This is a genomic window from Pseudomonas sp. p50(2008) (assembly GCF_015351605.1).
GTDB lineage: Bacteria > Pseudomonadota > Gammaproteobacteria > Pseudomonadales > Pseudomonadaceae > Aquipseudomonas.
In genome coordinates this window covers 361,239-384,259 of the sequence record NZ_JACMYF010000005.1, presented here as the reverse complement: position 1 = coordinate 384,259, position 23,021 = coordinate 361,239, and the positions used below count along the sequence as shown (strand labels likewise).

At 55.4% G+C, this 23,021-nt stretch carries 16 protein-coding genes; 10 read left to right on the top strand and 6 right to left on the bottom strand.

Annotated features, from left to right (window positions below; genetic code table 11):
* The first annotated feature begins 3 nt into the window (after positions 1–3).
* From H7698_RS16430 to H7698_RS16390, 9 genes are all read left to right on the top strand, one after another.
* Positions 4–843 (top strand): AraC family transcriptional regulator, encoded by an 840-nt coding sequence (locus H7698_RS16430; RefSeq protein ID WP_194692110.1) that lies wholly within the window; start codon positions 4–6, stop codon positions 841–843.
* Between the two features lie 52 nt (positions 844–895).
* The gene (locus tag H7698_RS16425) at positions 896–1,504 is read left to right on the top strand and encodes a LysE family translocator (RefSeq protein WP_194692109.1); all 609 of its coding nucleotides are present in this window, start codon (positions 896–898) and stop codon (positions 1,502–1,504) included.
* A 121-nt stretch (positions 1,505–1,625) separates the two neighbouring features.
* Positions 1,626–2,651, top strand: coding sequence for a LacI family DNA-binding transcriptional regulator (locus H7698_RS16420; protein ID WP_194692108.1), 1,026 nt, complete (start codon positions 1,626–1,628; stop codon positions 2,649–2,651).
* Between the two features lie 169 nt (positions 2,652–2,820).
* Positions 2,821–3,603 carry a sugar phosphate isomerase/epimerase family protein gene (locus H7698_RS16415; RefSeq protein WP_194692107.1) on the top strand — a complete coding sequence of 261 codons (783 nt, stop codon included), beginning with the start codon at positions 2,821–2,823 and terminating at the stop codon, positions 3,601–3,603.
* Entirely contained in the window at positions 3,596–4,582 is a 987-nt protein-coding gene (locus H7698_RS16410) for a sugar kinase (protein WP_194692106.1), read from the top strand. The genes H7698_RS16415 and H7698_RS16410 overlap by 8 nt, the downstream gene beginning before the upstream one ends.
* A gap of 104 nt (positions 4,583–4,686) precedes the next feature.
* Positions 4,687–5,985 carry an MFS transporter gene (locus H7698_RS16405; RefSeq protein WP_194692105.1) on the top strand — a complete coding sequence of 433 codons (1,299 nt, stop codon included), beginning with the start codon at positions 4,687–4,689 and terminating at the stop codon, positions 5,983–5,985.
* Between the two features lie 20 nt (positions 5,986–6,005).
* Positions 6,006–6,983 (top strand): 2-hydroxyacid dehydrogenase, encoded by a 978-nt coding sequence (locus H7698_RS16400; RefSeq protein WP_194692104.1) that lies wholly within the window; start codon positions 6,006–6,008, stop codon positions 6,981–6,983.
* A gap of 1,451 nt (positions 6,984–8,434) precedes the next feature.
* Positions 8,435–8,719: a helix-turn-helix transcriptional regulator gene (locus H7698_RS16395; RefSeq protein WP_194692103.1), complete on the top strand. Its 285-nt coding sequence runs from the start codon at positions 8,435–8,437 to the stop codon at positions 8,717–8,719.
* Between the two features lie 51 nt (positions 8,720–8,770).
* Positions 8,771–9,487 carry a response regulator transcription factor gene (locus H7698_RS16390; protein ID WP_194692102.1) on the top strand — a complete coding sequence of 239 codons (717 nt, stop codon included), beginning with the start codon at positions 8,771–8,773 and terminating at the stop codon, positions 9,485–9,487.
* A 57-nt stretch (positions 9,488–9,544) separates the two neighbouring features.
* Here H7698_RS16390 and H7698_RS16385 read toward each other — a convergent pair whose 3' ends face one another.
* The 6 genes from H7698_RS16385 to H7698_RS16360 form a co-directional block, all read right to left on the bottom strand.
* Positions 9,545–10,342, bottom strand: a complete 798-nt coding sequence (locus H7698_RS16385) for an RHS repeat-associated core domain-containing protein (protein ID WP_194692101.1) — start codon at positions 10,340–10,342, stop codon at positions 9,545–9,547.
* On the bottom strand, positions 10,342–14,226 hold the full coding sequence (locus H7698_RS16380; protein ID WP_194692100.1) for an RHS repeat domain-containing protein: 3,885 nt from the start codon (positions 14,224–14,226) through the stop codon (positions 10,342–10,344). The genes H7698_RS16385 and H7698_RS16380 overlap by 1 nt, the downstream gene beginning before the upstream one ends.
* Positions 14,227–14,398: 172 nt before the next feature.
* On the bottom strand, positions 14,399–17,299 hold the full coding sequence (locus H7698_RS16375) for a hypothetical protein (protein WP_194692099.1): 2,901 nt from the start codon (positions 17,297–17,299) through the stop codon (positions 14,399–14,401).
* Positions 17,300–17,322: 23 nt separating this feature from the next.
* Positions 17,323–19,701, bottom strand: a complete 2,379-nt coding sequence (locus H7698_RS16370; RefSeq protein ID WP_194692098.1) for a hypothetical protein — start codon at positions 19,699–19,701, stop codon at positions 17,323–17,325.
* Positions 19,702–19,857: 156 nt separating this feature from the next.
* The gene (locus H7698_RS16365) at positions 19,858–20,070 is read right to left on the bottom strand and encodes a hypothetical protein (protein ID WP_194692097.1); all 213 of its coding nucleotides are present in this window, start codon (positions 20,068–20,070) and stop codon (positions 19,858–19,860) included.
* 111 nt (positions 20,071–20,181) lie between these two features.
* Complete coding sequence (locus H7698_RS16360; protein WP_194692096.1) at positions 20,182–21,972, bottom strand: hypothetical protein; 1,791 nt, start codon at positions 21,970–21,972, stop codon at positions 20,182–20,184.
* 385 nt (positions 21,973–22,357) lie between these two features.
* On the opposite strand from H7698_RS16360, the gene H7698_RS16355 reads away from it, so the two are divergent.
* Positions 22,358–22,834: a hypothetical protein gene (locus H7698_RS16355; protein ID WP_194692095.1), complete on the top strand. Its 477-nt coding sequence runs from the start codon at positions 22,358–22,360 to the stop codon at positions 22,832–22,834.
* The last annotated feature ends 187 nt before the right edge of the window (positions 22,835–23,021 follow it).

Below are 23,021 nucleotides of genomic sequence, written 5' to 3'. Positions count from 1 at the left end.
CGCATGACTTCTCAAAACTGGATCGATCTCGCCCAGGATGCCGACACCGGTATCGAGACTCTGCGCGCGCATTTCGAGGGCCACGCCTACGATCCGCATTGGCATGACAGCTACCTGGTCGGCGTCACCGAGCAAGGCGTTCAGCAGTTCAATTGCCGACGGGCCAAACATCAAAGCACGCCGGGCAAGGTGTTTTTGCTGGAGCCGGGGGACATACACGATGGTGAGGCACCGACCGAAGACGGCTTCACCTACCGCATGCTGTACCTCGAAGCGCAGTGGCTGGAGCGCGAAATCAGCCGTGTGTTCGAGGACGCGCCGCTGAACAGTCAATTGAGTTTTGCCCATACGCTTACCCATGACCCGCAGCTGGCACACGCCACCAACCAGGCGTTCGAGACGCTGCATCAAAGTGAGTTGAAAATCGTGCGCCAGACAACCCTCGACGGCTTGCTTGAGCGCTTGACCCGCCACCTGCACTGGCGCGCTCGCTATCGTGAAGATCCGCGCTTGCCTCAGGTTGCGCAAAAGGCAAGGGAGTATCTGCACGCCAATGCCCACGAGGACATTGGCCTGGAGCACCTCGCGACGGTCACCGGCGTTGACCGCTTTCGCCTGACCCGTGCGTTCAAGGCCGCTTATGGCCTCGCACCCCACGCTTACCTGGTGCAATTGCGCCTGGCTCAGGCTCGCCGGATGTTGGCCCTTGGCGAGCAACCGACCACCGTGGCCATGACGCTAGGGTTTGCCGATCAGAGCCATTTGGGTCGCTGGTTTGTACGCGCCTATGGGCTGACTCCAGCGTTGTACCGCAAGCGCTGCTCAAATCTTCCAGACAGATAACCCGCGCGGTTGTGAAGATCGACTTCAATGATCTTCTCCGGAGTTGCCTGCGATGTTGTCCTCTTTCCCGACCTTTCTACCCTTTATGCTGTTTGCCTTCGTGGCGTCGATTACGCCTGGCCCGACCAATATTCTGGTGTTGAGCAACAGTGCCCGCTATGGACTGGCAGCGACCCTGCCGATCATTTTCGGTGCGTGCGCCAGCGCTGCGCTGATTGTGCTGTTGGTAGGCACGGGGGCTGGCTCGACACTCGTCGCCGTGCCGGGGGTCCAAACCGCAATGCAGTGGATCGGTGTGACGTGGTTGAGTTACCTGGCCTGGCAGATTTTCATGGCGCCTGCAGCGCCGCTCACTGCACAACGCGCAGAGGCCCGACTGGGTCTGGTGGGTGCCGCCAGCCTGCAACTGATCAACCCGAAGACCTGGATGATGGCGCTCGCGGTGGTCAGTGTTTTCGCTGGCGGCGGTGAGCGAAGGATGCTGCACGTGGCCTGGTTGTCGCTGACATTTTTTCTGATCTCCCTGCCTTGCCTGGGTGTTTGGGCATTGCTCGGCGCGGGCTCGACGCGGTGGTTGCGCACCGTGCGTTCGTTTCAGTTGTTCAACCGGTGCATGGCCGCGTTGCTGTTGATTTCTGCAGGGTTGAGCGTGCTGGTATGAACACCGCTTGTCGTTCTTTATCGACACGGGGGCTTGACGACAGATTGGCAATTGGTGTCTCCTGAAACCGGTTTCAGTGCATGCACTCAACCGTATAAATCCAATAAGAAGGTTTCAGACCGTGAATGACTTCTCCGCCGCCCAGCGCAGCCGCGTGACGATGCTTGATGTCGCTAAACACGCCAGGGTCTCCAAGGCCAGCGTTTCGCGCTTCATCGGCGATGACCGTGCCCTGCTCTCCGATGCCATTGCCTTGCGTATCGAGCAGTCGATTGCCGAACTGGGCTACCGTCCAAACCAGATGGCTCGCGGTCTGAAACGTGGGCGCACTCGCCTGATCGGCATGCTGGTGGCCGATATCCGCAACCCTTATTCGATTGCCGTGATGCACGGGGTGGAAACCGCCTGCCGTCAGCACGGCTACAGCCTGGTGGTGTGCAACACCGACCGCGATGACGAGCAGGAACGCCAGCACCTGGCGCTGCTGCGCTCGTACAACATCGAAGGCTTGATCGTGAACACCCTTGGCCATCACCGCGATGCGTTGCATGAGCTGCATCGCGAAATGCCCTTGGTATTGGTGGACCGCAAGGTCGATCAGCTTGAGAGCGACCTGGTCGGGCTGGACAACCCAGCGGCCGTCGAAATGGCCCTCGATCACTTGGAAGCGCGTGGCTATCGCGATGTGCTGATGGTCACCGAACCGTATGACGGCACCAGTTCGCGGATAGAACGGGTCAGCAGTTTCAAAGCGCACATTGCCCAGCGCCCGGCGCTTCGCGGCACCCTCGTTGAGACCGGCAGCGACCTGACTGCACAGCTGAAAACCTTCCTCGATTCCACCGGTCCTGGCCCGAAAGCACTGTTCTGCGCGAACGGCATCGCGGCGCTGGCCAGCACTCATGCGTTACGCGCATTGAACTGCAACCTGTTTGAGGACGTCGGGTTGATCGCCCTTGATGACCTGGATTGGTACCCCTTGGTGGGCAGCGGCATTACCGCTCTCGCCCAGCCAACCGCCGAGATCGGTGCGAGTGCGTTTGAGTGTTTGCTCAAGCGTTTGCGGGGGGATGACGGGCCGGTGCGGACGCTGGATTTTTCGGCGCGATTAATTGTGCGGGGGTCGACCGTTGGGAATTCTCGGTGAACGTTCCGACCTCATCGCGGGCAAGCCCGTTCCCACAGTGGGCCTGTATTCGCAAATCAAATGTGGGAGCGGGCTTGCCCGCGATGAGGCCCTTAGCGTCATAGTACATTTCAACCCGACAACCCTTTTTTTTGAACAAAAATGAAACCGGTTTCAGAGGTCAATAACAATGAGTAAACCACACGTTTCCATCAGCCTCTCCAGCTACGGTGCCGACTTGGTCCGCCAACGCGGCCAGGGCAGTTTCATCGAGATACTGGCCGCCGCCGGCGCCACGCGCATTGAATGGCGTGAAGAATTGCTCACCGTAGAAGACCCCGCGCTCCTGGCTGACTCAACTGAGGCCCAAGGCCTGGAAAGCGTCTATTCCTCACCCATGGAGCTGTGGCTGGCCGGTCAGTCGAGACCCAATCCGGAGCTGATCACCGCCCTGCAACGCGCCCAGGCGTTCGGCGCTAAATGGCTGAAGGTATCCCTGGGTTACTTCACCGACACCTGCGACCTCCAGTCCCTGAATCAAGTGCTGAGCAAAAGCACCGTGCAGTTACTGGTGGAAAACGATCAGACCCTGCAGGGTGGTCGCATCGAACCGTTCCAGCGCTTTTTCGCCGATGTCGAGCAATACAAACTGCCGATCAAGATGACTTTCGATATTGGTAACTGGCACTGGCAGGACCAATCGGCGGCCAGCGCTGCAAGACTGCTGGGTCGCCACGTCGGCTATGTGCATTGCAAAGCGGTCACTCGCCGCACCGACGGCAAACTGGTCGCCATCCCACCTGCCGCGAGTGACCTGCAGGCCTGGGAACAACTGCTGCGGCACATGGACCACGGCGTCATGCGCGCAGCGGAATATCCCCTGCAAGGTGATGACCTGACTCAACTGACCACCGAGCATGTCGCCGCCCTCGCCCTTCTCGGCCAATCCCGACTGGAGAACGCTCATGTCTGAGATCGATATTCTGTCCTTCGGTGAAACCATGGCGATGTTCGTCGCCGAGCAGAGCGGTGAACTGGCCGACGTTGGCCATTTTCATAAACGCATTGCCGGTGCCGACAGCAACGTCGCCATTGGTTTGTCGCGGTTGGGGTTCAAGGTGGCCTGGCTTAGCCGGGTCGGTGGCGATTCGCTTGGGCGTTTCGTGATCGATACCCTGGCAAAGGAAGGCCTGGATTGCAGCCATGTCGCTGTCGATAACCTGCACCCCACCGGTTTTCAGCTCAAATCCCGCGCCGAGGATGGCAGCGATCCGGTGGTCGAGTACTTTCGTCGAGGGTCGGCGGCCAGTCACCTGTCGTCGCTATCGATCAAGCCGGAATTACTTAACGCTCGGCATCTTCATGCCACCGGTATTCCTCCGGCGCTGTCCGCCAGCGCTCGGGAAATGTCTGTCGAGTTGATGACCCGCATGCGCGAGGCTGGGCGCAGTGTGTCTTTCGATCCCAACCTGCGCCCGAGCCTGTGGGCCAGCGAACAGCAGATGATCACCGAGATCAACCGCCTCGCCGCCCTCGCCCATTGGGTGCTGCCGGGTTTGAGTGAAGGTCGCTTGCTGACCGGTTTCGATGACCCGGCCGACATCGCGGCGTTTTATCTGGATCAGGGCGCCGAAGCGGTAGCCATCAAACTGGGGCCGCACGGGGCGTACTACCGCACGCATCTGGATCAAGGATTCGTCGCCGGCGTGCCGGTGGCAACGGTGGTCGATACCGTCGGTGCCGGCGACGGGTTTGCCGTCGGGATGATCAGCGCGCTGCTCGAAAACCACAGCTTTGCCGAGGCCGTTAAACGCGCCAACTGGATTGGCAGCCGGGCGGTGCAGAGTCGCGGGGATATGGAGGGATTGCCGACCCGGTCCGAGATGTCCGTTGAATTCGAAAACGCCATCGCCAGCAGGCTGGTTCCCACAGGGGATTTGTGTCGCCTGTAGATCCAGTGTGGGAGCTAGCTTGCTAGCGATGAGGCCCGCCCAATCACCGAAGATTTGAACCCGATACCTGCTGCGACAAAAACAACAAGCTCAGGAGCACCCCCATGAAAACCGCAACCCTTGCCGCCCGCCGCTGGTGGTACATCATGCCCATCGTGTTCATCACCTACAGCCTGGCGTACCTCGACCGCGCCAACTACGGGTTCGCCGCCGCCTCCGGCATGGCCGCCGACCTGATGATCACACCGGGCCTGTCCTCCATGCTCGGCGCGCTGTTCTTCCTCGGTTACTTTTTCTTCCAGGTGCCGGGGGCAATCTACGCGCAAAAACACAGCGTGAAGAAGCTGATTTTCGTCAGCCTGATCCTCTGGGGAGGCCTGGCGACCTTGACCGGGATCGTTTCCAACGCCTACTGGCTGATCGTCATCCGCTTCATGCTCGGCGTGGTCGAAGCTGCGGTGATGCCGGCCATGCTGGTGTACCTGTGCCACTGGTTCACCCGTGCCGAACGCTCCCGCGCCAACACCTTTCTGATCCTCGGCAACCCGGTGACCATGCTGTGGATGTCAGTGGTGTCGGGCTACCTGGTGCAGCATTACAGCTGGCGCTGGATGTTCATCATCGAAGGCTTGCCGGCGGTGCTCTGGGCGTTTATCTGGTGGCGTCTGGCCGATGATCGTCCAGCCCAGGCCAAGTGGCTCACCGACCAGGAAAAGCACGATCTGGAAAGCGCCCTCGCCGCCGAACAGGTGGGCATCAAGGCCGTGAAGAACTACGCCGAAGCCTTTCGTTCGCCAAAAGTCATCATCCTGGCCCTCCAGTTTTTCTGCTGGAGCATTGGTGTCTACGGGTTTGTGCTGTGGCTGCCATCGATCCTGAAAGCCGGTGCGCAGATGGACATGATCGAAGCCGGCTGGCTCTCGGCGTTGCCTTATCTGGCGGCGGTGATCGGCATGCTGCTGGTGTCCTGGGGCTCGGACAAACTGCAAAAACGTAAACGTTTTGTTTGGCCGCCGTTGCTGATCGCCTCGATTGCGTTCTACGGCTCGTACGCGCTGGGTGCCGAGCATTTCTGGTGGTCCTACACCCTGCTGGTGATCGCCGGTGCATGCATGTATGCGCCTTACGGACCGTTCTTTGCCATTGTTCCGGAGATCCTTCCGGCCAACGTGGCTGGCGGTGCCATGGCGCTGATCAACAGCATGGGTGCGCTCGGTTCGTTTGGCGGTTCCTACCTGGTCGGTTACCTGAACAGCTCCACCGGTTCACCTGGCGCTTCGTATCTGTTGATGAGTGGCGCGCTGATGCTTTCCGTGGTGCTGACGATTTTTCTCAAGCCCGGCGCCAGTGACCGGGAGCGGCCCCCGGTCGCGCTGACACGCCGCACCGCGGCCCATCCCTAAATTGATGTTGAGATGACGAAATGAAAAAGCAGGTTGTGTTGTACAAGAAACTCTCACCGTCGCTGATGGCGCGTCTTCAAGCGCAAGCCGAAGTGACTTTGATCGAAAGCCTCGATGCCGAAGGTCTGGCCAGGCTGCGAGAAGCCCTGCCCCATGCCCACGGTTTGCTCGGTGCCAGCCTGAAACTCGATGCCCAATTGCTGGACCTGGCGCCCCATCTGCACGCCATCGCCAGCGTCTCCGTGGGCGTCGACAACTACGACATCGATTACCTGACCGAACGGCGAATCCTGTTGAGCAACACGCCAGATGCACTCACCGAAACCACCGCCGACACCGGTTTCGCGCTGATACTGGCGACGGCTCGGCGCGTGGTGGAGCTGGCCAATATGGTGCGTGCTGGCGAGTGGACGCGTAATGTCGGCCCTGCGCAATTCGGCACCGATGTGCACGGTAAAACCCTGGGTATTATCGGCATGGGTCGGATTGGCGAGGCGCTGGCCCAGCGTGGGCATTTCGGTTTTGGCATGCCGATCATCTATCACAGCCACTCGCCGAAGCCGGCGGTGGAACAGCGATTTGATGCGCAGTACCGGAGTCTTGCGCAGTTGTTGAAGGAAGCTGATTTCGTCTGCCTGACGTTACCGCTAACCGCTGAAACCGAAGGTCTTATTGGCGCTGAAGAATTTGCGCTGATGGGACCCGAGACGATCTTCATCAACATCTCCAGGGGCAAGGTGGTGGATGAAGCGGCATTGATAGACGCATTGCGTCACGGGCAGATTCGGGCGGCCGGGCTGGATGTGTTCGAGCGAGAACCGTTGAACCCGGACTCGCCGTTGTTGCAGCTGAACAACGTTGTAGCAACGCCGCACATTGGCTCCGCGACCCATGAGACGCGTGAAGCAATGGCTCGATGTGCGGTGGATAATCTGCTGGCAGCATTGGCTGGTGAGCGGCCGAAGAATCTGGTGAATGCTCAGGCGTGGAAGGCTTGATGCACGATCTTGCTGCTTCGACCGTTACGTGGGTCACTCAAATCCTCGGGGCACTTCCAGGGAATGGGTGGAAGGTCACGCGGACCCTCACGGTTCGAGAGGGTCGGCAGTGACCAGACATTGCGTTTCGCAGAAGACCTGACGGCGCCCAATTAACGAGACTTCCTGTAATGCTCCTTCACCATCGAGGTCGATGGGTTGAAAGCCCCCCCCACTCCAACTATTTACTTCGTGGTGAACTCACCCATCAATGGCAGAGACTCCCCGTTAGCAGCAATAATGAAGACAGTCAGGGCTGCCGGATCGGAGGCATTGCCGGAAAGATCCATGGCCCACACCTCAAACGAGTGGGTGCCGGGCAATAAGTCGACGTTGCGCTGACTGAATCTCAAATGGGTGGGCGCTCGCACTCTCGTTTTGAACGCAAGGATGCTCGGCTCGGATGCGCCCGCAGCGTTAACGGCTCGCACTTTAACCTGGTAGTCGGGATGAGAATCATCAGACCATTCGACGGCAGACAGATCGCGGGGCGGTTAAAAGATTCGGGTCGCAAAATTGCGACGTATCGCGTCAGATACACCACTGGCATTGACGGCGCGAAGTTCGAGAAAGTATCTGGTATTAGGCATGATCGTATGGTTTGGGGCCCCACTTGACTCGCACGCCTGTATTGGAGTTATGGGGGATCAGGAACCCTCAGGTAATTTTAATAGACGACGCTGTGGGAGGATGCAACTGCAGGTAGACCGGTGAATACGGGACGGACAATGCCTGTATGTCGGAAGTCATGTTGAAGTTTCTCAAGGGGTTAAACCGAGCCATTATTAGATTTCTTTTACGCCGCGGCGCTACTGACAGATCTGATAGTGGCGCCTCTGGCGTTTGATGATCGCGGGCACCTCCACACGTGTACGCCCCCTCAACAAACGCGAACAGATGCACAGATGATTTTGTGCTCATTCGTTCGCCCAGGATCTGACGCCGGCGCTGTATAGCAAGCGCTCGCGCGGGCTACAAGCCTCACCCTTTTTCAAATAACTGAACGGGATCATGGCGATTAAAGCGACGGACGGACACACACATTGTCAAGAGAAATGCTCGTGTCTCTGACGCCTGACTGGCCGAAGATTTTTTCGCCACCCATCGCCAGCATTGACAAAAAAACACGACAAATCAGCAAATTACCGCGCTGACTGTAAGACGGAAATCCTCAGAGACTCCTCCTACAATCCATGTCGCGTTTCCTGACAGCCATTCTGTTGATGTCTTATTACAGTCCACCACCTGTAATTTGTGACAGGTTCCAAGGTGAACATTTCACGCTATAAGGAAAGCGCTTCTTCAGCCACGACAAAGGTGTCTGTAGGTCGGTCGCGCAATTCACGCCATTAAGCCGTAGGAAGATTCTGCCGCGCCCTCGCCGTCAATGATGATGAATGGGAGATTCAACCATGTACCGCGCCAACACCGTGTCAGTTCAATCATCGCCAGCTCAAACCAGTTTTCATCCTCAAGAGATAAAAAAAAACCCCTTAATACAACTTACGACCCGAGAAAAGGAAGTATTGCAGTGGAGCGCAGCTGGCAAATCATCCTGGGAAATTGCCCAGATCATCGAATGTACCGAGTCCGGAGTGAACTATCACTTTTGCAATATCCGCCGGAAATTCGGTGTGAGCTCGCGTTGGACCGCAGTGGTCAAGGCGCTGGAGCAAGGTTTGATTCACATGCCTTGAACCGGTCGACCGCAGTGAACAGCGCGCCATTGGCCCCTGTAGAGACACTGCATGAAACCTGAGCAAAAACCCGCCCCCCCGCGTTCTATCATCTACCATTGCGATAGCAGATCTGCCCTCAAACGCATCATCCTCGCTGACGACCATCCCGTGGTGCTGATGGGGGCCACAATGGCCCTCTCAACGGATACCTGTTCAATTGTCGCCCAGGCGCATAATGCCGATGAGTTGATCGCTCATATGGAGCACACGCCGTGCGATTTACTGATCAGTGACTATTCGATGCCTTATGGACGCTTTCCGGACGGTTTGGCACTCATGGGTTATTTGCGCCGTCACTTTGGCCATGTCCCGCTGATCGTGATGACCATGTTGCACAACCCCTCCCTGTTGCAGGCCTTGCTCAGGCAAGGCGTTTGTGGCCTGTTCGACAAACGCAGCCCTTTGATAGAGTTGAAACGGGCGGTGCAGGTAGTAGAAAAAGGGACAAACTACATAAGCCCTTCCTTTGCCCACATTCTCAATGGCCCGACATGCCTCCCCTCCAGCGCTGCTACTCAAGGCGTGAATCTTTCGGAGCGTGAACTGGAAGTGGTACGACTGTTCGTCCAGGGTTTGTCCGGCCGACAGATTGCCGCACAACTGAACCGCAGTGAAAAAACCATCAGCCGGCAAAAACGCACCGCCATGGACAAGTTGGGACTTGGCCATGACGGTGGGTTGGTGGAATTTGCGCGGGTGAGTGGATTGAATGGATTGAATGGATGAGAAACCAAGAATGATGGCGCATAAGATCATCTTACTGATGCGCCATCTTCGCCGGCCTTATTGATAGAATTTATCTTTACTGCGCTCTTTTGCTTCTCGACGTTTCTTCCAATCTCTATCCCTAATTTCCTGCAGTGTCATCGTTGGCTGTTCTGGTTTTTTCGTTGGAGTTTTACTTAAGTGCCTCTTAGGCAGCGCCTTTTGCTGACCCGGTTCTTCGTGCGGCAATGGATGCCGTGGGCGCTGGCTAATGCCACTGCTTCTTCCGGATGGGCTTGAGGTTGCTGGACCTTGATTTACAGATTTAACCCCAGAGTCGTAGCGGTCTAGAAAAGCAAATGACTTATCAACGATGACTGTCGGGTGCAACGGATTATCCCGTTCTATCATTACTCCTGGCCCATAAAGATTAACGTTAACAGGTGCGTTTTTCGAAATCGCCGGACCACCTGACACAGACGCGACTGATGACCTGTGCTGCGTCGGGGAATAGTTTCGGAAAGTGCGGCGGGGCGTTAACAGGGCCTGCAAATTCTTGAAAATGCTATGCCCGTCCAGATCTAAATTATTAATAGAATCTCCCTCACAATACGCATACGGATTCACCCCACCCTTTCCAAACGGGCTCAAACTGTCCGGGCTATGAAACTTCATCAGTACCGGGTTGTAAGCCCGATAGCCATTACCCAGCAAATAGCACCCCGTCTGACCTTCTTTGACTTCGCCGTTATAACCCAGCTGCGTACTGACCGTCTGTTCAGCGCCACGATGGCCGTATGCAGTGTAGGAGATGCGGTTCACACCACCCTCTGCAACCTCACTGACAACGCTACCGCTGGCATCACCGGCCAGCATCAGGACTTTGGGCCATCACCTACCTGGTGCTCGGCGAGCACGACTCCTTTGCCACTCATGAAGGTATTGCTGTTGGATCCCTGGATCTGGTTCACCAAATCTCCATTGCGATAATAGCGCTGTTCCTGGTCGCCACTGCCTTCAAGGCCGACCAGCTTATCCACCGGATCGTAGCGATAGCCACTGGGTGTTTCGCCCGGTAGCGCGCTGACCTGAGTCAATCGACCCAGAGAGTCGTACTTCAATTCACGGTTTTCTTCATCGCGAATCATATGGCCGTCAGCATCGTATTTCAGTTCGATAGCGGCAGGGTAATTGTCGGCCGTGGCTGTGTTTGTTACCAGGGTCAGTTGTGCAGGGTCGACACCGCCGTAGATGTATTCAGCAATGTTGGTTTTGTTCGTATCCCCAGGGCCAGGATAGACAGTGGTCACTCGAGTCAGATTGTCTATTGCATCGAATCTGAACAGCTGACTTTTTATGACCTGACCGTAAGGATCCACAGGTGGTTGGCTACCCGTACAGGTGTAAAGAACCAGGCGCCCACGCGGATCATACTGATACTTTTCATCGCGCAAGACAGTCTCGCCCTCAAGTAAAGTCCTTTGAGTCAGAGCATCAACTGCGTTATAGACCTGAATCAGTTGTTGTTCCACGCCATCAAGGTCAAAGGTACGCTTTACCTCACGCCCCAATCCGTCGTATTCCAGGCTGATGGTCACACTTTGTTTACTGCTGCTGTCCTCTGTACTGATCGTGGTGGTTTGCCCCAGGCCGTCATAGGTAAACCGCGAAGAAGTTGTACCCAGGCGAGTTTCTTCCAGGCGATTGGCATTGTCATAGGTGTAAGTCTGTGTCTGACCCAGTACGTCGGTGTAATTCAGCAACAGCCCCTGTCGACTGTAGTCGTACTGCATGGCATAGGTTTTATTGTCTTGTACTCGCTTCTCAAGTTTCAGTTCGCCGGTCGTATAGTAGTCGCGTATCAGTTCCAGACCGCCTTCCTTACAGCTGACAAGACGGGCGTTTTTACCGTCGTGTGTGTATTCAGCCTCCGTGTTATCTGGCAAGCGTCTCACCTTGGGTTCTTCGCCCAGTTGTGGTTGATATTCATAGGTGATCACCTGATTTCTGGCGTTGGTGACGGTTGCCGGCTGAGATTGTCCGGGGTTAAAGGTGTAAAACTGCTGGCGTCCGCCGGTGATCGACTCGCTCATGCGATCCAGCCCATCGAAAACTTGCTCGCCGAGCACAATACCGTCGACGCTGATTTGCGTCGGCAGGTCTTCTGAACTGTGCTGCGCGTAACTACGCCGAACCGTTGCGCCGCCCGGAAGGATGTTGGTGACCAATCGGTCAAAGGCATCGTAGGTGTATTGGGTCGTGGCGTCGCGCGCATCGATCTCCCTGAGGGTGCGGCCAAGCCCGTCATAACCATACTGGTGGTTGCTGACACGTGTTCCGTCGATTTCAAAACGCTCGATATGGCCCGGTTTATCGAACGGATTAATGTACGTCAGCGTCTTGCCGCTGATCTTCGGTGCATTGCCCGGACCTTCGCGCCAAGCACTCTGGATTGGCCCTTTCCATTCAGTGGTACCAATCGGGTCAGTTTGCTCAAAGACCTTTACACCATCCGGGCCGGTGATACAGCACTGCATGCCCCATGCATCGTATTCCAGCTTATTGGTCTGGGCGACCTGTTGTGCCCCTCTCCAGTCATATTGGGTTTCCTCCACCAGGTGTTCCAGTGCGTCATAACTCGCCGAGTAAATCTGGCGATACTCTGCGGCGCGAAGCGGGTTATCGGCGTCCTGGCGCTCTTCGTACACGGCTCGATTGAGCCCGTCGACACGCGTACGGGTCTTCACTCCCTTGACATCAATAACCACCTGCATGGCCTGTTGTCCGTCAACGGATACCAGGTCGTACTCATAAAAGCGCGTAGCCTCAAACTCAGGTTCACCCGGCGCGACAGTTTCACTCAATACCCGAAACAGAGCGTCATAGGTGTAGCGAATTTTTACGTCATTATCATCGCGAGTAAGTAGTGGCTGACCATGAAGCAGTGAGTCTTCACTGATGATGGTTTTTCGAACTTCCATGTGTCCGGGAACATCATCAAACCCCCTGAACAATTCAGTGGTCTGCAGCACGGTTTCTCCGGCTAGCGCGCTGGTCAACCTTTCGTATTCGTAAGTGGTCGTACTGGTCTTGCCATTGAGGGTCGTTTGCTGCTTGACCGGGCGGCCGTGCAGGAACGCATCGCCAGGCAGCTCGTGGTAGCTGCGCAAGGTTTGTTGCAGTTGTTCTTCGTTATCATCGTCGACCTGGACCAGGGTCTCGCTGTCGATGGCCAGCCAGTCTTTCAGCCCGCTGCCGGTCAGCGGTTTGTACGCGGCGTAACGCAATCGGGTGCGCAAGGTCGGCGCGCCCGGTTCGATCGGTAAGCCCGGTTCGATCGGCTCGCCCGGTTTGCTCGGGGGCTTGGGGGTGACGATGGTGTCTTTCAGGTTGCGCACGAACTGGTCCGGCGGGCAACCGTCTTCACCGTCCATTGGGTAATAGCTGTACGTGGTCTTGATACCGTTGGTCTCGACCTGCTCGGTCTGATTGCCGTAGCGATCGTATGCGCTGGTGGCGACTTCGTAGCGGTTCTGTGTCGCGTCGTTGGCCAGTTCCCAACTGGTGGTGACTTTGAGCGGCAACTGAAATTGCGGGTCCTGCTGTTCGAACGGCACATCCTTCTTGGCGTAGTACTCGGTCTTGACCCGTTTGATGCACTGCTCCTGGGTAGTTTTCTCTTCGGTCAGCAAATGAAAATTGTTAAAGGTGCGCTCGACCGTCCGCACGACCTTGGGGTTGACCGTCGCGCCGTCCATCAGGCAAGCGGTGCTGCCGTATTCATAGCCGGTCAGTTTGTACAGCGAGTCCATGCCGTCTTCCCAACTGACGGTAGCTTCTGCACCCAGAAAGTTATGGGTCGTGTAGCTATAGTCCACCTGAATCATCGGCTGGCCGAAACCTGGGTGGCTCTGATGGCGGGTGACCCGCGGCAGGTTGGGTCGGGTGACGCCTCCGGGATAAGGGTGGCCGGCGTCGTCGTAGTCGATCATTTCGCGTCCGCCCACCGGCGTCTTGACTTCCCGCAGGCAGAGAATGCCGCGAATCAATCCCTCACCGTAACCAAACCGCCAGGAGGCCTTGTCGGCGGTGGGCAGGACGATACTGGTGACCCAGCCGTCGGTGTTGAGGTTCATTTCATAGCGCGCCAACGGGCCGCCATTGGGGCCGTCGTAGGGACGCACGAGGATTTCCACCTGGGAATCGATGGGGCGGTTGATGCGCAGCAGTTCGCCTTGGGCATCGCTGATGCTTTCCAGGCGCTGGCCCCCCCTGAAAGACGCATACTCCAACTTCATCATGTGCCCGGCCGGCGAGTAAATCTCCTCGGGCAAGGCCACCCGGTCCATGCTGCTGCCGCCCACCTTAAGCACCTCGACCAGCCCGGACTTGTGCACCACGCGGTAGCGCTCATTGCCGAGGTCTTCGAAGTGGAAGTTGTCGAGTTTCTTTTCCTTGATCTCCGGAGTCGGGCCGCTGCCGGTAACCTTGTAGGTTTCCCCGGTGTTCAGGGACAGGATGCTGTCGGACGGGGTGTACTGGGTGAGGTTGAGGTTCCAGCCCAGCCCGTAACCGGAGTCCAGGGTGTTGATCGGATTAAAACTCAGGCCCAGTGGAAAGGCCGGGCCAGCTAGCCAGTTGCTCTTGACCTCGGGCAGGTCGATGGAAACGGTGTATTGCCCAGTGCGCGGGTCGACACCGCTTTGCAGGTAACTCATGAAGCCGAAGGCCTGGGAGTGCACTGCGTTGGAAGTAGTCATGTTGTGTCCACCTGTTGATGATGAATGCGGAACTTAGATTAATTAACTTTAAACAAAGGCATAAACAGCCCAAACCTCACCTGGCCAAGTGAGGTCTGGAATGACAATCAAACCTATAAAGAAGCCATCGACGTACAAATGGACTGCACGCCAAGCAATAACCCGGCCGTTATTACGCCAGACTTAAAATAAGCTTGTTTCGACTATCTTCTATAGTGCCTGATTCAAAGGCAACCGACAGCGAGTGCCGATTACCCTCTTCATCAATTAAAAAAAAGCGCATGCCGGGATCCAGGTGCTTCCGGTAAAGTTTGTATGCATCGCCACCGGCCAGCCCGTCGTACCAATACATTAAGTTATCCAATCGATGCAAGCTGACAATCATCTCGCCCGGCGACGGTTGTTTATTAGCGGCAAATGAAGTATCAAGCTTGCGTCTGGAATGCTTCGCTAGCCTCCAAAAATAAGGATCAAACGAAAGCCCTTTCGGGGCAGGACTGTCCCTGTCCTCATAATTGGCAGAGTTAAAGGCATAGCCGGTATGACTGAAATACCTCTCGATGATCAATTCACTTTCCCATTGAATCGTCGACAGATTATTTTCAATTACCGATGTTGCAAAAAGGACCGGGTACATCCCCAATCGTCTGTAGCTTAGACGCCAATAATCAATGGACCGCCGATAATAACTGAAGTAATCGATTTCATTTGAACCTTCAATTGGCTCATCGCGCCCGTCCGGATCTTGCCAGACACGTTGACGCTTGAACTCGTAAAAACCCAGTGCAGGTGGAAGCGGCCTGATGCCCTCTACTATCACTTGGGAGCCATCTCCTGAGCTATCAATAGAGCTCTGCGTGCCTTGATGCGAATCGAATAGCGCATAAAAGGTGCGGCTACCCTCGACCGCCAGGTGTACCCAGAGTTCGCGGTAGCGCACGCCATTGTTGTTTGGCGCGGGGGGGGTCAGCGAATGCTCTTCATCAGTGGATACAGAGGTGGATGAATAAAGTCTGAAGCGGTTCCTTTTTTTATTGGTGGCCCAGTTGACCCCGCTGCCATATTCAATGCCTTCCTGGGCTACGCCCACAAAAGGAACGAGCGTATTGGAAGCCCTGTCGACCAGCCTGAGCGTCGACAACTGTGCATCGCTGACCGGAATGTAAACAAGCTGACCATTGATTGTGACCGGTTTGGTCTCAATCCTGATCATCACTGGAATTTGTTGATAACCGTTGCTTGCGCATCGACCCACTTCTCCAGTGGTGGTGATCGAAAAACCATCAAGTTGCTCCCAGTTGGGAACGGGCTGTTCCCGTTCGGAAAGCTGGATGATGCTCAAACCGCTTGCCCTGGCTGTTCCGTTGACGAGATAGGAACACCTCACCACACTGATTCGTGAGGTGGGCTGTGCCGGAGGGATAAACAAACCCTCTTTCACTTCACCCTCACCAATGACTTCCCAACGCTCATCCTGCGGGTCTAGATCGGTATAAAACTGGATAGGTTGCGTAGCTGTTATCGCCTCGACATAGGGTGGATCAACCGGCAATGTGTGAGCAGATCTCATCAACACAATAGTCGCTTCAATGGTCTCTTTGGTCACCGGATCGGTGACCGTGATCTTCTGAATATCCAGCGGTTTGATGAGGTCAAGAGGTGGTTTGTAGATCGCATGATTGTCATCGATGACCTCCAGGGTGCCTTCAGAGGGAGCAAGCGTGGGCCACTGTAATTTGCCCCCCCCCAAGGTACTCGCCGTCAATTTGATAGGGGCTGCACCGGCCCCCACTCCACTGGTGCATACACGTGGAGAAATACTCATACTTTCAGACGTCCCAAACACCAGAGCAGAACTCGTCCGTTGCTTCCCGCCTATTGCGTACGCTGCAGTGACTACCACGGGCTGTTGCTCATTACCCATGCTTGATAGAGCCGGCGCCCTATACTCGCCGCGCGTTGGCGTGATGGAGCCCACCGAAAGCGGGCTAAGGGGATTACTGACGCTCCATTGAGCGCCGACGATCGAACCATCACTTTTGCGGGCGGTGAACGTCTGAGTCTTGCCTGCCTTGACACTGGTAAAAGCCGGTTCGATGGTCACGTTCTCGACAGACGGCTTGAGGTTACCCAGCACCAGCAAATCATGGGGTGTATGACGCCCCTTGGGACTTTCAACGAACAGGTTTGCGCCAGGGAGCAGCAGGTTCGTGAGTACATCGAGCTGCACGTCGTCGAGCAGCTCGATAAATTCGTGGTTCAACACCACTGCAGCCGAATACAGATCCTTGCCCGCCGCCTGGTCGTCCGGTATCAAATAAGGGAAACCACTGCCATCGACGGGAAACCCGTCGCCATTTTCATCCTTGATTTTCAGACAGACAAACAACAGCACGGCACCATCGTCGGGGTTGGCGGATCCAGCCGGGGCTTTCTGAGTCCGAATGTAGAAGCGGGTTGGGCTTAATGGGTTGTGACCAGTGAAATCGAACAGCCCCAGTTCAAAGGTGCGCGTGTCAACCGGCAGTGCCGCCAATTGGCCCTGGATAAACGCCGCTACCTTGCGCTGAACCCCATTGCCCTCGCCCAGATTGCAGGTCATCGAAAGATCGCTGGCCATGTCAAACGTCACACGCCCCCTTTGATCGACCTCACCGTCTATCCCGTGCAGGCTGATCTTCATTTCGATCTTGTAGCCCAACGCTTCAGTGATATTGAAGCTTGAAATCACACGCTCCGCGCCGCCCCTGGGACGACTCATAGCGGTATAGTTTCCCCCCACGATGTTCATGGTCAACGTCACCATGGACTGATTCAGCGAGGATGATGCGAATGACAACACCGGCTTACCCAGAAGCAGTTTGTCCAGGCGCATGGATTCAGTCTGGTCATCGATATAAACAACACCACTGATGGGCGGCACAATACGCCCCTCGTGCAACCAGCTGAGGTATTGCTCTTCCAGCAAACGATTGAGTTGAGCACGGCTGAACGCCACGACGGCTCCCCAGCCGTGGATGACAGAGCGGCCTTGCATTTGATTCAACAAATTTTCAAGAGAATTAACAGACATGACAAATCTCCCAGCAATAACAATTAGTGCCCGATAATCGACTGATCATCGGCGCATAGCATGCGGATCGTTTCCGGCACGCTGAACAACGGCAGCGGCAGGATGATGTAGCCGTCATCGTCAGGTCGGTTCGGGCGCTCAGCTGGCGCCAGAACGGTCACCACGACATACCTGTCCGGCCCGGTCGTGTTCACGGTAAGTAAGCCTGTGTCGGCATTGATTTGTGCCGATCCCCCGCCCAGCAGCACCGTCCATTTCTCATTCCAATCACCCGGGTTGATGGGGCCGTCCTCACCCATGATCGCCAGTTGAATCTGGTTGTCCGGCAACCCGGGCTTCTGAACTATCACCACCGTCAGTAACACAGGCCGGTGACAGACCATGACCTTGGTCGTTTCGGTGACGTTGCTGCGGGGGTTGTGCACCACGATCGTGTCAACGTTGGGCGGGGTTTTTTCTTGCGGCGGCCCCGGCACATAACTGTGATCACCGTCATCGGCTGGGTTCGGTTTTATTGTCGCCCCCGAAGCAGGATTCTCGATGGACCAGGTCAACGCACCGCCATCCACCGTACCGGCCGATACATCAAGCGCCAGCGGATCGCCGGCCGTTGCAACCTGGATCATTGGGTTGATAGTGATGTTCCGACGCATCACGGTAACCAGTGCCGAGCTGGTGTAGGCACCTGCGGTGGCAGTGACCCTGGCCCGGACGAAGTTGCCTTGAAGCTGGGTAGCGGTGGGGGCCGTATAAAGCCCCGTCGAGGAGGAAATACCTCCCACGGGCACCGTCTCACCCATGATGTTTTCCACCTTCCAGGTCAGATCGTTGCGCGGCGGCTCGGTGGTGAACTGCAGCGTTTGACTGTGGCCGACGGTTGGTTCCAGCTCCTTGATGGTGAATGCGGTTTGCAGGGGGCCTACGTGGCCGAAGAGGGCCAGGTCGAGGGGTTGATTCACCATTTTAATAGACACTGCATTATCACCGCGAAACAGAAGACTGTTGAGGGTGAATGCGTTAATGGGGGGCAATGACTCAACAAATACGTCCATGGCAGTGCGCAAGATTGATTTTATTTTGACTCCGAGCGCCTCCCTAACAGCTTCCAACAATATTTTCACAATCGTCGAATTGCCATAAGATGTTTCAACAACAGCCAACTGTTCCGACCATACCTTCTTAACCTTAAAACTCACCTGATTATTATCTATCACGGCTTCCAATTCGTATTGAAAGTCAAGACCGATCGCAATAAATCCCGACACTCCCGCCCCCCCCATGTAGCTGAGCTCCGCCGGCAATCTGACAGCATAAGCAGACATAATTAATCGGTAGTCAAAAGCCTCGTCGCCGTGAACATGAGGCGCCCAAAACTCGAACCTGAAAGAGTCAAACTTTATAAACGCGTCCGGAACATCAAATTTATAACCATCTCCTTCTGCCGAAACAGCTGGTAGCTTCACCCCCCCTTTCAATCCGCGAACACCATAAATATTGCCTTCTTCTACAATGTCCTCATATGCAAACTCGGCCATCTCATTGACGTTACGCAGTCCCTCAGAGAATACCCGTTTCTGCATCGTCTTCTGGCTTAGAAGTACCGTTGCCGAATGCCCATCCGGCAGCAAATATTTCAAGTCCGCGTTATCAATCGGAACTGTTCCATTCTCCTCCCCTTCCATGGCGACAAATACCAGTACCGCCCCCTCACCCGCATCTTCATTGGCCAGCAACTTGGCTCCAGAACCCTGCTTGTTATGCGTGCGAATGACAAAGTTCTCCGGCTTCAACAACTGACCCGGTTGGTATTTCAGATCACTCAACGGGAAACGTGTCTTATAGTCCGGCAATGACTTGAAAACTTGTTGGAAGCGTTCACCGGCCACCTTGCGCAAATGCCGGGTTTGCACGTAAGTCAGTTCATAATTGGTTCCTTCGGCGATGTTGAGCTCCACCTGACCGGCTGAGTTGACCGAGCCTTTTCTTGCCATCAGGTCGATATCACACTTCAACGACGGCCCGTCCAGAACATCTTCCTGAGAGATTCTACTGATTGACCACAGGGTACTGCCTTGCGCTTTGGTGAACGTCAGGTGTGAGCCGCCGACCACTTGCATCGACAACTTGGCCGCCGACTTTTGCAGGTTGGAACCCAGGAACGACAGCCGAGGCCTGTCCATCTGGTAGTTGTGCACAAAGTCTTTCTGGGTCGGCGATTGATTGTCTAAAACTTCTTCGGTAATCGGCTCTAAATAATCGGTAGTGCCGAAACGCGTAATGTACTCCTGCAGCAAAACCTTGTTGGTTTCACTGCGGCCGTAGGCCAGGATGGCGCCCCAATCGCGTGTCCGGGGTTTGACTTTCAACCAATTCAATAAGACTTCAACAGAATTCGTTTCCATGATCAGCTTCCTTCAATTATTAACAGTAAATGCAACTCACCACGCGCTGATCACGCCACGACGGTTCCCCAGCCGCGGGTGACAGAGCGGACTTTCATTTGATTCAAAAATTTCCAGGAGAATTAACAGACACGACAATTCTCCCAGCACTAACAATTAGTGCCCGATAATCGGCTGATCATTGGCGCATAGCATGCGGATCGTTTCCGGCACGCTGAACAACGGCAGCGGCAGGATGATGTAGCCGTCATCGTCAGGTCGGTTCGGGCGCTCAGCTGGCGCCAGAACGGTCACCACGACATACCTGTCCGGCCCGGCCAGGTTCACGGTAAGTAAGCCTGTGTCGGCATTGATAGGACGGCGCCCCAACCGAGTGTCCGGGTTTGACTTTCAACCAATTCAATAATACTTCAACAGAATTCGTTTCCATGATTAGCCTCCTACAATGATGAACAGTACATGCAACTCACCACGCGCTGATCAAGCGACAAGCGTCGGTCTACTATCGTTAAAGGGGACAAATGTTTCGCCACCATCAAAGCTGACACGCGCGCTCAATGTAAACGACTCGTTGAGTTTCAGTTTTTGCAAGTGTTCTTTAGGTAATTTGCCAAGCGCTTTCTTGTTTTTGAACTCAAACTCGCTAACCGGAACGGCATTACGCAGGACAGTGGTAGTTTGGTTGCCATTCCAATCGACACCGCTGAGTTGCATCGTCAACAGTTGCCCTTCGGCCATGAATGGCCATGCGTCGCTTGGCGGCGAACCGATCACCAAGTCGGCGCCGCCAAGGGGCACATTGAACAACGACAACTCATTGTTCAGGACTTGAACACAGGTTGTGAACGGGTATCGCGCCAACGGCAACGGCCCGATGAGCAGATTAAAAGGAACAGAGTCCTCACTGTCGGATACACCGGGTGAGAACACCCGGTAGAACACTGGGAAGCGTGCCTTTTCGAGCGTTGACATGTTGGCGGCGATGGCGGTGGATGGAATGAAGAACCGCTTGCCGGAAACGGGAGTCGATGCAATGTGACGCCCACCGTTTTCGTGCCCCTGCCAATGCATCTCCACCCTGCCGCCTCCGGTCTCAGCGGTGTCGGGCACGTTGACATAAGCACCGCCGGTGCTCGCGGGCCAGCTCCCGCCGGCATTGGCACCTTCCACGATCGGTGGCGGCAGGTTCAATGGTTTGCTGATATCCAGCATCAGTGACTCTGCGCTTTTCGCCACTCCGGCCCGTGCGAACTGATAAATCACCGTGACCTGACTATTACTATTGCTCGTCAGCCATTGAGGTTCGATCAGCAATTCGATCAGACCACTGTCCAGCGTCGAGCGATCGACCCGCAATGCCTTGGTGACACTCTTGGCCTTTTCGGTCCCCGTCCAGTACACCAGCACCCAATCGCCTTCCCGAATGTCCGCATAAACAGGTTTGACTTGTAATGTCAGTCCATTGGGATACTTTCCAGGGCTTATCGCGCCGCCTGTGTAGCCCTTGACCGTAATCGGGGGCAACACAGGGGCGACAGGCTTGATGAGTTGAATTCTCTGCGGTTCGGAATCACTTTTCAGGCCCGCTCCGCCGGCATACTCGATGCGGTAACTGATATCGGTGTATTCACCGGAAAGAACGTCAATATATGGCACCGTGAACAACAAAGGCTGCCCCATGTGCTCGATTTTGATTTCCTTTTCTTCTTGATACGGAATATCCGGTTGACCTAGAAAATAGCCTTGCCAAGTGAATGTAACTTTGTCCCCGACACTCATAGCCCGATATGGCGGGACGACAGCTGTGGCCCCTGCCGAGCTGACAGCGTCTGGATCCAGTGCAAGTTCATGAGATTCTTTTATATGCGGGACAGGCACGCTGGCGCTGTTTTCTGGACGCTTGCCCACATAGCAGAATACCCGCAGCGATTCTGGCCCTCTGATGCTGGGGTCATGAGACGCACCCACTGCGTAGGAATAGAATGCCCAGCCTTGGTTCAATATCGTGAGCACATCGTTGGGAATATGGACGGGCATTCCGCGCTCTGGGGTGTAGCCTCCTCCAACCGTCACATCCACGCGGGAGGTTTCATGATCGTGGACCTCTCCTTGCGCGCTACACCCACGCCAGTTGGGCCAGAGCACGTCATTGATAGCGATATCGGGGTATTTGACATAAGTCAGCAATGGGCTGTTGCCCAGTTGGTCCAGATCGATCCAGTCGCCAGGCTGTAGATCCTGGATCACAGGACGGGGGTTCACGTCCGCCATTGTTTGGGTCCTTGGTTATTTGAATTCAATGAATATCTGAGCCTCACAATAACGCCCGAATTATGAGACTGACCACTAGCAGAACTGCTAGGTTGCCAACACTGGATTTACCGATAGACTTGACGCCCTTGCGCGCTCGCCAACTTGTTTAAACCGACTTTAACGCGCACCTATAACCTACTGATATGCCCCGCATTCAGCCTTGGTAGTCTACCAAAACGCTCAAGATCAAGCGGCAACCCACAATTCCATCCGCAAACTTACACACTCTTCGCGCGCTCAACCACTAGCAGAACTGCTAGGTTTCAACAGTTGCTGCTGATGATAGTGTAGCCCTTCAGACCTCCACTCTTTTAAAACACCCACTCTCGAGAGAGCTTTTGTTATGAAACATATTAAATCGTGTATTGTCGGACTGTCGCTTGCCATCAACCTTGTCTACTCAGGTGCGGCACTGTCGGCCACTACGGGCAGCGTGATACTTAGGGACAAGGACAATGCAATCTGTAATTTACCGGCGCCGGCGCCTGGCGGTAGGGTTATTTACAACCTCACCCAACAACAGGGATGTAAAGACTGGAATGACCGGGCCCGGTCATTTCAGCTCGCAGAGCTACCTTCATCCTCTTTTGTAGTTTTCTCAGACAACTCACTCAACTGCGGGATCTCGGCTACTTACTACTACCTACTAAGAACCATAAAAAAACAAACCAGCACGCCCATTATCGAATTCGAATACTTGCAAACCTTCACCCATTGGCAAATCATTAAACCCGGCTTGATACTTGAATATGGCTATTCGAATACAAACCCAAGAGATAAGCTTACCTGCGTAGAAATAACCACCTCACCAACCCCTTGAACCACTCGATAATTAAGCTACGGAGGAATGTGAAATGACCGCACCCAACGCCGTACACTCCCCGGCCTTCGATTTCATGAGTAAGTTCTCTGCAAAGCGATGTCGACCCGCACACCGGGCAATACACCGTTCCATCGACGTGCCCGTGCTCGGGAGCAACTGGCTCGCTGGCCCGATCACGTGACGT